Consider the following 14,768-nt stretch of genomic DNA (forward strand, 5'->3'; position numbering starts at 1 on the left):
TAAAGTTCACAGGCTTTTAGCTAAAGTCCGTTAAAACGGACTATATAAGCTTTTCTTAGTCGTCTAAAGACGACTTTCGCTATTAGACTCAGAATTCATTCTGAGGCGGGCTAGGTAAGAATGAAATAGCCTTGCTTTGCGTCTACGTTAAAAACCCACTTCTACAACTCAGATAAAATTGCTATAGCGGTTCTCAGTTGAGTGAGATACAAGAACCCCAACCCCCTCCCCGCTCTTCGAGAGGGAGCTATGATGCACCTCATCTGATTAGGAAACGCTATATGTTATTTTGATACTTTTATTAACTTACTTACTAAAACTCGCGGAGCAAAACTAAGACTTAATGCCCCTATAGTTCGCACATTAAACTTTTGTTTCTTCAGCACCTGCCAAAAATAAGGACGTGCTGCTGCTATCTGTTCACTTCGTAGCAAACCAATTCCCAAAGTTGTATTAGCTTCTAACCATTTCTGTTGAAAGTACGTCCTAAATTGCTGTAGACGAGCGTCTTCCATAAAGACTTGATAACAAAACATTTCGCTTTGAGCTTTGCGGATTTTTGCCTGCACATCTCGACTACCACTGAGCATAGTATCAGTTTGCTCATGGGCGCGATATCGCGTCAGCCTTTCTGGATAATAATAAGCACCATAACCAGATATACAGCAGAGATAAGTTAAATATAAATCCCACATCCCGCCAACTTCTGAGGGAATACTATCCCAATCCATAAAATTATTGCGAATCACACAAGATGCAGCAGTGGGTATACTTTTATCTATTAACCCAATTTTATAGAAAGGTTGATGAATTCCTGGTGTTAGTTTATCTCGCTTGTAACCGCGTGTATTTTCTTCAGTTCCAGCATCATTAATTATGCCATTAGCATCTATAATATATTGATCGCAAAAAGCGATGATTAACTCAGAATTTGCTTCGAGAAGTGGTACAAGCTTTGCTAAAAAATCTTCATTCCAAATATCATCGTCATGGAGACTAGCAACATATTTACCTCGCGCCATCTTGAAACCATGTTGCTGATTAGCTAACATACCCACATTTTGCTGATGTCGCCAAAATTTGATGCGTGAATCACCAAAAGATGCGACAAGTTCTTGAGGATTTTCGGAACTACAATTATCAGAAATAATAATTTCAATATTTTGATAAGTTTGTTTAATAGCACTAGCGATCGCTTGCTTGAGATACTCTGGGCGATTATAGGTGGGAATAATAACGCTAACTAAAGGTTGTTGGTATTCTTGATGCAATAACATATTTTTATTCCTTTATATTTCATAGGTAAAAGATACACCATTTTATGTTTTGATAAAACTATAGTGTTTCCTAATCTAGTAAGATACAGCTTAACTCACCCCAAGAAAGCTGTACCTTATCTCTCCTCTGTGATGCTTTGGAGAGGGGTTGGGGGTGAGGTTTTAATATGATATACTTCCTGCACATGGGAACCGCTATAAGCTTATTTAGCTTGAGGGATACTATATGATTTTTTACTTCCATAAGTAAATTCAGCGATTGTTTTTGCATAAATCGTCCGCAGATTATTTACATGAGTATCCATTGTAAATTCCTTCATCAATAAAGCATGACCTTGTTCGCCCATGTATCGACTTTTTTGATGATCTATATACAACTCATTAATGGCATCAGCCAGCTTTTTGATATTATTAGCTGGAACAAGAATACCCGTTTCTCCATCTCGTAAATGTTCTGGAATCCCTCCGACTTCACTAGCAATTACAGGTCGATAACGAGCATAGGCTTCCAGAGTTACAAGACCGGCAGGTTCAGGCCAAACACTAGGAAAGATGACTGCAAAACACTGTTGATAAAGTTTATTTATTTTATCGCGATCGCACCATCCATGCCAAGTGATCCGGTTACTCAATCTGAGGGTATTTGCTAACTTTTCTAAGCGTGGTCGCTCCCATCCTTCACCTGCAATATCAAGTTGAATTTGCGGGTCTGTATGTATTAAGGTTTTGAGTAACCATTCCAAACCTTTATCAGAAACAATCCGACCAGCAAACAAAATTCGATGATTTTTATGGACTTGTAAACTTAAGGGTGCAGTTGCTGTTTTTGGTACAGAGATACCACAATGTACCGTTATAGTTTGCTCTGGGGGTACACCATTTTGAATCAATTGTTGTCGCACATATTCACTATTAGCAATGAAAGTAATTTTTATCTTTTTTAATACATTTAAAAATTGATGGGTGGTTTGAAGTTCTCTAAAAGTCCTTAAAGGTTTACGGCTACCACATTTATCTACCAACTTACCCCAGGTACATCCTAAATAAGAGAAGTTGCGATCGCAGATTGTCCTTTGCCCTGCTAAATACTTTGTGCCACTAGGACAGTAGAATGAATGATTATGAACGCTGAAGATGGTAGGGCATTCGCCTGTCAGCTGTAATAGCAACTCTGGGCTGTGGATATGTAGCAGTTTAAACTGGCTTTGATCAACATTTTTAAGCGATTTTATCACGCGATCGCTAACATCAGCTGGTCGGTGCTCAAATAGAGAAGCTAAATAAGTTTCAACACCTCCGCCATCACCTACCTCAAAATTGGAGCATTGATAAATCAGGTTTTTTTCCAAAAATTGCCTGTGTAATTCTTTCTCATTCTGCTTGATATCATTAATTGAGTTAGACATTAATCACCAGCTATTTTCACGTAATTATTAATTATACTGCTCATACAAATAGAGGCTTAATCTCATAATTTTATATGCCAGCATTAAACCAAAACTTATGTCTGACATCACTAACATAATGCCTGAGAGCATTTTTTTTACTTGCAAATTTATCTGGATAGATGAACTGATCTTCTACATTAAGAATATATTTTTTTGAGCATAAAGGTCTACCATGATTATGGTGCATTGTCAAATGCACAATTGTTTGTTCAGTAAAATAAGTGGGCTTTTCTTGGAGATTTGCTAAACGTTCAATAGCAAAACTCCAGTCAAATTCATGTTTAAATAATATAAACCCACCATTTACTGGATTTGACTTTTCAGAATCATCATAAATAATTCGCTCGTCTAATGAAATAGAACAATCAGGTAGATAAAGAGAGTATTTGTCATCGGAATTACCTAAATTAATTAAGTCAATACCGCCGGGAAAAAATAAAATATCTGAATCAGTGTAAATCGTAGTGCCATTAATAGGAATTGACATTAATGCCGCCAATTTTTTGCCCATTGGATGCAGTTGAGCATAATCAAGAACACACTCAGGTAAATCCGTTCTCAGAAAGTTTTGTAAAAGTATTACCTGAACGCAAGGATTGATGCGGCGGAGTAAATTACAACTAGAGTCAGTGTAACTGCCATCAGAAACTACAGTGAATCTATCTGGAATGCCGACATGACGGATGAAGGAGCGAATACTTGCCACTTGTTCTGGGAGATCGCGTTCACATGATAAGGCATAGACACTTATCGGAACTTGCCGAGTTTGTTTTATCGGGATGCTGACAATCTGAGAAACGGCTGCTTTATATAGGGAGCGATTAAATTTACCGTGAGTTTTAGCAGTGTGGTAGCCTAGATTTACCATTTATTTTTCCTTGTCAAAACTATAAATAATTGAGCAGGATAATCAATTTGTAATTTGTAAATTACGAATTACGGTATTGCATATTGTGATATTCCCAAAGCTTGCCTTTGAGTTCCAGGAGTTCTTGATACTTACCTTGCTCTACTATCCGTCCCTGTTCTAAAACTACAACTTTATCTGCTTTAGAAATAGTAGAAAGACGGTGAGCGATCGCAATTACTGTTCTACCAACAGATAGCTTTTCTAATGAATCTTGAATTAAGCGTTCAGATACAGAATCTAAGGCGCTAGTTGCTTCATCCAAAATCAAAATTTCTGGGTTCCGTAGTAAAGCCCGCGCAATCGCAATTCGCTGTCTTTGTCCTCCAGATAATCTAACACCCCTATCTCCCAATTCGGTATCAAAACCTTCGGGCATTTCTAAAATAAATTCTAGTGCATTCGCTAGTTTAGCAGCTTCTTGAATTTCTTCATTAGTGGCATCTGGAGTACCGTAAGTAATATTCTGCCAAACATTAGCATTGAAGATAAAAGTATCCTGACTGACGACAGCTATTTTGCGACGTAGGGAGTTAATTTCCAACTCCCGTACATCAACTTCATCAATGTAAAGATATCCATCTGTAGTATTATAAAATCGGGGAATTAAATCAGCAAGAGTTGTTTTACCAGCCCCAGAGGCTCCGACTAATGCTGTCATTTTTCCCTTTTCAATGGTTAGGGTAATATTATGCAGCACTAAATTTTGCTCATCGTAGCCAAAATCTACAGATACTAAATTTATTGACCTTTTTAAAGAATTAAACTTGATTCTCCCATTCTTAAAATAATTTTTATCATCACTTTTTAAGAGGTTTTTAACGTTGGCTGCTGAACCATGTAAAGTACTGAGAAATGCTCTCGTACCATTAATATCTTGAACGAATGGGATAAAACGAAATAGCACAAAGAAAAATGTTAATAAAGAAGCAACTTGTAGCGTTCCATTAGTAACCAAGCTAGTGAATGCCAAAATAATCATTCCAACCAACACTGTAGTAGCGGCGCCTTCAGCAATTGGCTTGACAAGTGTCCAAGTGAAGACAACTTTAGTTGTAGTACTGATTATCTTGTCGCTAGCTTTGTAGTAACGCTGGCGCTCAAATTCTTGAGTACCACAGGAATGAACAGTGCGAATGCCATTAATAAATTCTACGGCTGTTGATGTAAAATTAGCATTAGCAGTTGTCATGCCAAAACTTGATTCTCTGACCCTGGCATTTAGATTGGATAATCCTACACCTAAAAGGGTAAATAATAATGCTGAAATTAGTGTTAGTTGCCATGATATCAAAAACATTGATATTAAGTAGACAAAGGTTGTTAATCCTCTCGTCACTAAAAAGGCTCCGCTACTGAAACCCTGTCTGATCCTTTCAATTTCTGTGGTAATTGTGTTAATTAGTTCACCAGAACGAGTTTTAGAAAAGTAACTTAGCGATAAGGATTGTAACTCTTCAAAAATCTGTTTGCGTAAGCGATCGGCAAGATGTAGTTGAGATAATTCAGTATAGACTTGAGAAAAATAATTGAATATGGCACGTAACCAAGTACTCAACAAAATTAGCAAAGATACGCGATATAAACGATTAATTGCTGATGTCTTAGCTCCCAAAATCCAAATATCAAACCAGTTTATTCCTGTGTGAACAGGTTGAGCATTGGGACTAGTTAGACTTTGCAAAAATGAAAGTAAGAAACCAATACTCACACCTTCAAAAGTTGCCGCCAGAACCGAAAATATGAGAGCTAAAGTTGCAATTTTGCGAAAGTGTTTAAATTCTCGCAATATCAAATAGTTGTCCTGCCAGAAGCTGGTAGCTTTGAGCAGATTGCTGAGGGGTTGAGGAAGTTTGAAAAGCATGGATTTTTCTAACAATAATTTGGCATATAATACCGATTACCTGTGAGGTTGCATAGAACAAGGGGCTTAAGCCCCAAGTCTGGCCAAGCCTGATTTTGTGCAGTTTCACAAAGAATTGGTATAAGAATTCAGGAGTCAGGAGTTAGGAATTAGGAGTCAGAATTCTGAATTTTGAATTGTCAAAGTGTTTGACTATCCAGATGTAATAGATGGGGCTGGGCTTCTACTTCCCATGAAGCCGTAATTTCTGGTAGTTTATTTAGCTGTACTGCATCTTCTAAAGTCCAACAACAAGATCCGGTTAAACTCATGTCACCTCGCAGCACATTCAATAACTGGGGCAGATTGTCAAGATTGTATTTACGCATCCAACGCCCTAGCGGTGTGATGTTGTGCTTTGTAGTTGTGCAAAACCTCATCGCCCGAAAGAGTTTACCCCGTTCTCCGACACGCCACTCACGACAAAAAAATGACCCTGGTGAGTAAACCTGCATTAATACAATCAATCCCAACATGACTGGACTTACTAATAGCAACAACACTAAAGCAGCAATCCAATCAATTAGTCGCTGCAAGGGTTGCTTAGGCAGTTTATTACTAGTGGGTATGCTTAGAAATATTGGTTTTTGAGCTTCTTCACATGCTTCTGCCCAAAATCTGAGCAAAGCCTCACCCAATTTTGGATCTATGCTCACCAAATTTACAGGAGAATGTTCTAAGCATTCTACTAGCGATCGCTTACTATCTAATGAAGGCAGATATGGTTGTTTAACTCGTCCCAACGGCTTCACCAACAGCTTACCCCGTCGCCAATGGAGTGTGCAGTACCCAGAGCGATTATCTTGGTGTGGCTGGGTTACATCATATAAATTCTCTAGAGTTGGAATTGTTGAAGTTGTCATATGTCTTTGGGATTATACAGAAGTGAATTGCTGAGGAGTTATCAAAGGCTATCAATGCCAAAGACCCAAATCCGCATCTTGTTGTAAGTCCAAAAAGTTGGAGTAATTCGTAATTCGTAATTATGTTTTATATCATGTCCGCCTAATCACTTATTAAAAAAACTCTCCGCATCAGCCTAAACAATGAGTCTTTAAGCGAACATGATATTAGATGTAGTCTAAACCCCAGTCTGAAACAAAGCTAACTGTGGAGTTGGGGGTCTTCAACCCTGTTCTTAATTACGAGTAACGCTACTATTAATATTCATGGGTAAATTATGATTTTCCGGGAACTACTGAGAGTAGAGAAATGTAGAGGGAAATTACCGATGAATCTATATCTACGTTTAATTTGGCTGAGGTTAACAAAACCAGTCTGCTATTGTCTTCTAACCTTTTTGGAAGTGCTTTAATCTCTAGATTATAAGACTATGTAGAAATAGCGATCGCTCAAATAAATTCTTTATTTACTCTTTAAAGAGCCAGTGATTTCTCTGACAAACCATAAAGATAGCATAAATATACTGAAATTTTCCTGATAGCAATAAAATTAAATTTTACCTCGTTACCTCGTTCCCAGTCTCCGACTGGGAATGCCTATGGTGGGGGCTGCCGCCTCTCTTACTCGCGGCAGAGCCGCAATTGAGGAGCATTTCCAGCCAGAGGCTAGAAACGAGAAAGCTCCCCGACTTTTCTAAGAAGTCGGAGAGCTTTCATCTTACTTTTCACGTCATGTGGAAAAGTCCACGAAAAACCTAACCCCCTTCCCGATGCGGGAAGGGGGAAAATTCAAAGTCTCTCTCCTTCTAGGAGAGAGAAATAGAAGTGAGGTTTTCTAGATGCCGTGAAAAGTCGGGGATCTTTCATCTAGCGGTACTAGCTATTTTTCCACAGCTTGACGTAGAGCTAATTGCTGTTGTTTGATATAAGGTACGTAATTACTGCTAGAGTTTGATACCCCATTAGCTACAACCCCAATCAGATTTAACTTACTTAACATGGCTGTCGCTTGAGTCAGCTGACTTCGCGTTACAATGCCAATGCTTGCCACCATAACCACGCTACGACAAGATGATGCGGTAAGCATGGCATCCACCAAGCCGAGAACTGGGGGAGCATCTATGAGTACCAAATCATAGTTTTCCTCAAAAGCTGCCATCAATTGCATCATCCGAGGGGAACTCAACAGATTAGCTGGGTCAGCAGGTTTGGGGCCAGCAGTCAGAATATCGATGTAGGCTGAACCTGAGTATTGAAGACTAATTTGGTTGGGTAGAGTTGCATCACTTGCCAATAGAGTTGAAAGCCCCTGTTCATTAGGAAGATTCAGTTGTTCATGCAGACTAGGATCGCGTAAGTTGGCATCAATTAGCAACACCTTTTTGTGTAAACGGGCAGCACTCATTGCCAAACCCAACGCCAAAGCTGATTTACCCTCATCAGGTAAAGCTGAGGTAATCATCAAAGATTTCAAGTTAGCAACAGTATTTAAAAGTTCAATGTTTTTGTAAATCAGATCCAGCGATTCCCAACGTGGTGGAGATTGCAATACCTGAATTGTCCAGGGGGCGAGAACTTCTGGCTTGCCAAAAGGCAACTTGATCATTGATTCTTTGGGTTTGGCTGGCGGTAACTTGGGAGTTGTTCCCAACAACGGCATGGCCATTTGCTTCTCTAATTCAGCAGTGGTGTGAACTGCATCATCAGCCGATTCCCGAATAAAGGCAGCAATGCCTCCTAACATGAACCCAACCACAGCACCTAACAGCAAGTTCTGCTGAAGATTGGGTCCTAATTGTCCGCCTTTTTGAGGTTCTTCTACAACTTCCCAATTAAATCCACCCTTGGAAAGTTCTTGCCGCAATTGCTGTTCTGCTCTTAAAAGCTGCTCTAATCTTTCACGACTAAATTGCAACTGCGGTAGCATCCGATTGTAATAAGCCAACAGAGGTGGGAAGCGTTTAATTTCCAAACGCATCTCGTTTTCTTTCTGAGCCAAAGTTTGATCGCGAGCAGTTAAAGCAACTATAGTTGTCTGGGTTTCCACTAGCTGACCTGCAAGGCTAAGATCAATTTGCCCAAGCTGTCCTCGTTCAAGAAGAGAGTCTCCAGAAGTGGTTCCACCAGTAGACTGTCCGCCTAAAGTTCTTCCTACCTCTTGTTGTAATAATTCCTTCTGACTCTGAAGCTGTTCTTTGAGCTTTTGCACACTCGGAGTTTGATCTGTAAAGCGTAAGCGTTCTTGTGCTAGTGCTAGTTCGGTTTTTTGGATTTCGTTCAGTAAGCCTTGATAGCGAGTAGACTGACTCAGACGAGAAGCAACTAGAGCATTTTGGGGAGAACGGTTAAGTTGTTCTTCTAAAGATTTTTGACGTGCTAAAGCTTCCCCATATTGAGCGCGAGTTGTCTGTCTTTCTTGGGCAATATTGTTCAAAGCTGTCTCAATCGCTTTGGCCTGTGACTCTGGATCAATTAAGTTCTGATTTCTACGAAACCTTTGTAAATTTGTCTCAGATGCATTTACTTCTTCACTGGCTTTACTTAACTGTTCCCTAATAATTTGTAGACCTTTTTGTAAACGTGAATTCTGTTGTTCTTTGTTATATTCCACATAAACTTGTCGAATTGCACCCAGAACTTTTTGTGTTTTTTCTGGATCTCCAGCAGTGTATTCAACTTGAAAGATTTTAGTAGCGACATTATCTTCTTTGCTCCTTAATTGAGTTAAGACCAAAGAAGCTTTAATTTCAGTTGAACTTATATCTGGATAATCAGACTGAAGTTTATCAACTGCTTTTTGGATAAGTCCCGAACTCTGCATCAAGTTAAGCTGGGTGGCAGTATCTATAACCACATTCGAGTCAGTAAACTGGTTGTCTAACCCAGCACCTTCTGTCTTACCTTGATAGTTAGGTTCTACTAGCAGTTGCATGGAGCTTTTATAAGTAGGTTTTGTCTTTAAAGTTACCATGCTTGCAATAGCAATAGAACTAATAAATACTGCCAAGAACCAAGGAAATCTCCTCACAAATACGGCAAACAATTGACCGTAACCTACTTCACTTTCAGAAGCTGGAGTTATCTGAGGATTTAGACTAGTTTGAACCACTTTTATTATCCTTGTCTTCGAGATTTACGCTAAGAGATTCTCCGAAGAATACCTATTTTTTTTAACAAACCCCTAAAGAGGAGAGATAAGATAAATAGGTAATCTTATAATGGGAAGAGATTCAGAAATAAAATCGCAACACCAGAGCCATTATTCCTTGAAATACCATGCCTACAAAGAACGTGGTTTGAATTAGTCTGATATCAGAAAGTTTGTTTTGCCCACTTTTAAAGTGAGGGATGTCTCAAAAAACAATAACTAATGACCAATGACTACTTTATCAAATGAATAATTGAGGCACGCCACAAGCTTGATTAATAATTTGTTCAACTTTGCCAAAGAATGCCTTCTCTGAAAAGTTAGCTACTGCATGATTACGGATGCGATCGTAATCCCAAGAAATGCCCTTGGCTTCTAGTAATGCAACTTGTAAAGATTCGGGTGTTTGCCTTTTAAAAAAGACTCCTGTTTCACCTGATATTTGAGTATCTAATACTCCACCTGCTCCATAGGCGATGACTGGTGTGCCACTAGCATTAGCCTCTACTGGAACTAATCCGTAGTCTTCTAGGGCTGCGACAATAATAGACTTGGCTTTGGAAAACAAGTCTTTGCGAGTTGTATCACTTACGTGTCCCAAGAACTCAATATTTTGTAATGCTTTAGATTTTAAGCGTGCTTGTTCTGGCCCATCACCTGATATTAATAACCGCCACCCTAGCCAATTGAAAGCTTCCACTATTATATCAAGACGCTTATAACTGATCATCCGGGCTGAGGCCAGATAATATTCATCTTTTATATCGGAAAAAAGAAATTTACTAGTATCAATTGGATAGTTCACCATCATTGCCTTTTTGCCATAAATATTTTCAATCCGGCGGGCAACAACACTAGAATTAGCAATGTAAAGGTCAGGTTCCTGTGCATATTTCAGGTCTACCTTTCTCATTACTTCAAATACTTGTTCGATTAAAGGAGCAAAATATCTATAGTCTCCGTACTCTCTTAAATAAGTTGTTGTATCCCATAAAAAACGGGTGACATTATGGCAAAAACAAATGTGGCGGGCATTGGGATTTTTTCGCACTGCTTTGGCGAAGCTGGTGCTACTGCTAATAATTAAATCGTAGTCTTGCAGATCCAAGGCACGAAAGGCAGGAAAATATAGAGGAGCCATCGACCTGAAATATTTTGCTGCATAGGGAATCTTTTGCAAGAAAGTTGTATTAACTATGCGATCGCCTAAATCAATAGTTTTTTGTGGATCGTACAAAGATGTGAAAATATCTGCTTCGGGATAGCGTTTACAAAGCAGTTCAAACACACGCTCTGCCCCACCTCGCTGGGTTAAATAATCATGGACTAGAGCAATTTTCATGAATTTGACCTAAAGTTTCGATCAGGTTTGTTTCAACGCTCCCCAGCAAGTTACTATCAACAACTTTAGTAGTTAAATCGGCGGTTAGAAACCGCGCGCCAGTCGCCTCAACGGGGGGAACCCCCGCACAGCGCTGGCTTATCTACACGAGGCTTTACCCACCTCCGTGGGTTAAGATCCCTCAGTTTTTCCTTATCGTTTGTGTAGCCGCGAATAGAATTCGCCCTGACTCTACGCCCCTACAGCCAATTCATTTCTTGCAAATATTTTTGAAACCGATATTACCCAACTGCTACCAAGATTTTTTCGCGAGCGAAATAAGTGTTTTGCTCAGTTCGTAGTTGGTCGCAAAGTCTGCCTTCAGGTAATTCTACATCCTCGTATGTGAGGACTTGATCCTTAGAAATATCTCGTTTTAGGCGACACCCTTCAGCTAAACCAATTGGTAGGAGATTTTGCTGTTGGACAATATCGGAATTTTCACATTGTCCGTAGGTCATGTAGTAGCCGATGCCATCTAGAGTTTCTCCTGCTTTCAGGTCGATTTTGGCAGTGGTGATAACATCTACTAGCGGGCCTGCGAGTGGAGACATAACGGCATCACCGAATAAGACAGCACGCGCTACGGACAAGGGAACTTCAAAATGACAGAGGTGATAAGGAGTATAGAAGCTGTAAAGAGGGCCTTCGCCTAATTTGTATAAGTTGAGATAGTGGCGTTGCTTGGGGTCGTCGTGAGTGGCAAATACATATACGCCTGGGCCAGGTTTTGCTCCAACTACATAATCGACAATGCCGCCCAGTTCCTTGAGTTGTTCAACATCATATAACTGGGTCATTTCATCGACATAACCGTTGAAGTCATATCCTAACATTCCCCGTTTGGCGACTTTCATGCCTGTGGCATTGGCAACGATCGCTTGCTCAAAGGAAATTTTGGTTCCGTCGGCAAAGCTAGCCACCATGTGAGGCTTTTGACCCCAACGTTTAGCAAATCCTTCCTGGGTGGTGGGATTGCGATAGGGGTCTTGGAGTCCTTTAATGTTACCGCACAATAAGGGAGTTAAACCAATGCTTTTCACAAAGCGGTAAAGGTTCATTTGTACTCCTGGCTGATCGCCATCACAAGCGCTGAGGATGACGCCTGCTTTGTCGGCATACACTTTCAGGATGGGGCCAATGGTGCCGTCGAGTTCGGCATTCATCATGATCACATGTTTGCAATGGGCGATCGCTTCCATAACGATGTGAGCGCCAAATTCCACTGCACCTGTGACTTCGATTAGTGCGTCAATACCCTCAGCCCGACACAGTAACTTAGCGTCTTCTGTGACTGCATATTTCCCGTTAGCGATCGCATCTTCTAATTCGCTGACAGTTGCAACAACTTGAATATCCTCAATTCCGGCTTCGGAATAAGCTTGTTTAGCTGCATCAATCTGACGATTGGAAATAGCAACTAATTCCATTCCTGGCACTGAATTGACAATTTGGTTGGCAATTCCTCGACCCATAAAACCAGCACCAATCATTCCCACTTTGATGGGATTATCTGCTGCTGCACGGGCTTGTAAGGCGCGATCGATAATAATCATGAACTAAACTCCTTTTTGGAACTGTTTATTGTGATACAAATTCTCGATAATTTTGCACTTAATAATTTGTTACAGCGAAATATTAAGTACATTTTCATGGGAAATAGGGATTAGCTTCCACCAAGCGACTAGAAGTCACGGCTATACAGGTAAAACCCTTAATTTTCATCAGTCCGCCCAGGCGGACTTGGTTTGTATAGCCGCGATTTCTAATCACCAGGGCTAAGTGCTAACTAGTTGTTTGCTAGATGCTATCGAACCAGTATGTTTTTTCTGGCTATGATTTTGGATAATTTGCTCCACAGCATTTCTATAGGCTTGGGCAAACTTTTCTTTCGTATGATTTGCTCTTGCATATTCCCATGCCTGACGAGACATAAGTTTTAGGTCTTCAACAGGTAAATTGGAAATACTTCTAACTTTCGCCTTAATTTCTTCAAGGGAAAGATTATCGAAAATTATACCAAAATCATGAACATCCACACCAGATTCGTAGCTTAAAATTGGAATTAACCCGGCTTGTAAACTGGTGATTACTGCACCCGCCTGTCCCTCAGAGACGGAAGGATAAACAAGTCCCAAACAATTATTTGTAACCTTTAAAAAGTCAGGGCTGCTAACATCAATCCAACCATAGGTGTGAATATTAGGTGTTTCATACAGTTCTTTATAGAAAGCTTGCTCAAACTCTTTGTCATTACTTACCGGACCACAAACTGTTAAATGGTATTCCGGCATTTGGGCAAAGGCATCTAAAACTAAGTCTAATCCTTTGAGAACTAAAGCACTACCACCAAACCACAGAAAATTCTTTCTTACCGCTTCAAAGTCTTTCTCGTCAGGAGAGGGATAAACGAGTGACGAAGAAATCGGAATACGATACATTGGTTTATTCGCATATTTGAATGTATCAACTGTGAAATTGTTGCCCAATACAGTAGCGTAATCGGCATATTCAATTCCCAAATTGGGCGTTTCAAATCGCTGTGGACGTAAGGTAATTCCTCGGCGCTGTTGGAGTTCTAAAAGTCTGTTGCATTCAGCTGCATTGCGGAAGACCATATTAGCAATGTCAATATGGAAAATCTTGATGCAATCTTTATTCAGTTTTGGTGCAAGCGCTTCTAGACGATGACGGATATCAATGAAAAATGCGTAGTCTTTTTGAGGAACAAATTTATCATTGTGAAACTGGATAACATCAACGTTATAGCCCATGTCTAAAAAAGTTTGGGCGATTAATATACATTCCCAGTTCCAACTCTGGTCATTGGGGATAGGCTGACCTGGTTTTATGAGAAATGGTTCAATCCGATAAGAAAGAAGTACATTTCCTTTGGAAGGCTGTTTAGGCTTCAGGGAAACAACTTGTAAGGTCTTAGCATAATTGATGCGAGCTTGGACTTTTTTGGAGACAAAAGAGATAGTATTACCGACACGAGATAGAATTGTATTTGGCATTTATTTCTACCCATTTTCATTAGACTAACATCACAAATCTGAATTAGTAATTGATAGTTTTATCTACATCAATTCTAACTTCTTTCTTTCTTTCTTTCTTTCTTTCTTTACTTCGCGATCTTCGCGTCCTTCGCGGTTCGTTAAAAAAGAATTTTACAACCCATTTAACACAGATGGAGTTATCTAGAAGTGCCGCCAACAGTCATCATTCTCAACAAAGGCCAACTTAAATCTTTCTCAGATATTTCAGTTACATCTAGAGGCCAATCAATATTAAAGAATGAGTCATCGTAGCGTAAACCTCTCTCATACCCTGGCGTGTAAAATTCACCCACTTGATATACAACTTCAGTCTCATCTGTGAGTGCTTGATAGCCGTGAGCAAACATTTCTGGAACATACAAAGCGCGGCGGTTTTCTGGGGTTAGTTCTACACCGATGTGTGATAAAAAGCTGGGAGATTCAGGACGCATATCAATAATTACGTCATAGATAGCGCCTTTAGTACAGCGAATTAACTTCGTTTCTCCTGCTGGCAGAATTTGATAGTGCATTCCTCGGATAGTGCCTTTTTTGTAGTTAAAAGACAGGTTACATTGAGCAACTGTTGGCTTTAATCCGTGTGCTTGAAATTCTTGAGCGCAGAAAGACCGAGCAAAAAAACCACGATGATCTGGTTTTTCTTCTAAATCAATAATAAATGCGTCTTTGAGTGCGGTTTCAGTGAAAATCATATATTCCTTTGAGATGAATGTTGAGTACAGAAAATACTTGCTAACGGCTTA

General features: G+C 39.8%; 10 protein-coding genes. All 10 read right to left on the minus strand.

What is annotated here, in order from left to right; all coding sequences use genetic code 11:
* Positions 1-284: 284 nt before the first annotated feature.
* Complete coding sequence (locus tag V7K31_RS04895; RefSeq protein WP_335092914.1) at positions 285-1,277, minus strand: glycosyltransferase family 2 protein; 993 nt, start codon at positions 1,275-1,277, stop codon at positions 285-287.
* Between the two features lie 203 nt (positions 1,278-1,480).
* Positions 1,481-2,683, minus strand: a complete 1,203-nt coding sequence (locus V7K31_RS04900) for a glycosyltransferase family 4 protein (RefSeq protein ID WP_335092916.1) — start codon at positions 2,681-2,683, stop codon at positions 1,481-1,483.
* Between the two features lie 70 nt (positions 2,684-2,753).
* Complete coding sequence (locus V7K31_RS04905) at positions 2,754-3,593, minus strand: hypothetical protein (protein ID WP_335092917.1); 840 nt, start codon at positions 3,591-3,593, stop codon at positions 2,754-2,756.
* A 61-nt stretch (positions 3,594-3,654) separates the two neighbouring features.
* Complete coding sequence (hepA, locus tag V7K31_RS04910) at positions 3,655-5,496, minus strand: heterocyst formation ABC transporter subunit HepA (protein WP_335092918.1); 1,842 nt, start codon at positions 5,494-5,496, stop codon at positions 3,655-3,657.
* A gap of 179 nt (positions 5,497-5,675) precedes the next feature.
* Positions 5,676-6,398, minus strand: coding sequence for a heterocyst development glycosyltransferase HepC (gene hepC, locus V7K31_RS04915; RefSeq protein WP_335092920.1), 723 nt, complete (start codon positions 6,396-6,398; stop codon positions 5,676-5,678).
* Positions 6,399-7,317: 919 nt separating this feature from the next.
* Complete coding sequence (locus V7K31_RS04920) at positions 7,318-9,546, minus strand: GumC family protein (protein ID WP_335092921.1); 2,229 nt, start codon at positions 9,544-9,546, stop codon at positions 7,318-7,320.
* Between the two features lie 280 nt (positions 9,547-9,826).
* Positions 9,827-10,927 carry a glycosyltransferase gene (locus V7K31_RS04925; RefSeq protein WP_335092922.1) on the minus strand — a complete coding sequence of 367 codons (1,101 nt, stop codon included), beginning with the start codon at positions 10,925-10,927 and terminating at the stop codon, positions 9,827-9,829.
* A 281-nt stretch (positions 10,928-11,208) separates the two neighbouring features.
* Positions 11,209-12,522: an NAD(P)H-dependent oxidoreductase gene (locus tag V7K31_RS04930; RefSeq protein ID WP_335092923.1), complete on the minus strand. Its 1,314-nt coding sequence runs from the start codon at positions 12,520-12,522 to the stop codon at positions 11,209-11,211.
* A 222-nt stretch (positions 12,523-12,744) separates the two neighbouring features.
* Positions 12,745-13,983 (minus strand): glycosyltransferase, encoded by a 1,239-nt coding sequence (locus tag V7K31_RS04935; RefSeq protein ID WP_335092924.1) that lies wholly within the window; start codon positions 13,981-13,983, stop codon positions 12,745-12,747.
* Between the two features lie 179 nt (positions 13,984-14,162).
* Positions 14,163-14,717 (minus strand): dTDP-4-dehydrorhamnose 3,5-epimerase, encoded by a 555-nt coding sequence (rfbC, locus tag V7K31_RS04940; protein ID WP_335092925.1) that lies wholly within the window; start codon positions 14,715-14,717, stop codon positions 14,163-14,165.
* Positions 14,718-14,768 lie beyond the last annotated feature (51 nt).

Origin of the sequence: Nostoc sp., assembly GCF_036917675.1 — a bacterium.
Classification (GTDB): domain Bacteria; phylum Cyanobacteriota; class Cyanobacteriia; order Cyanobacteriales; family Nostocaceae; genus Nostoc.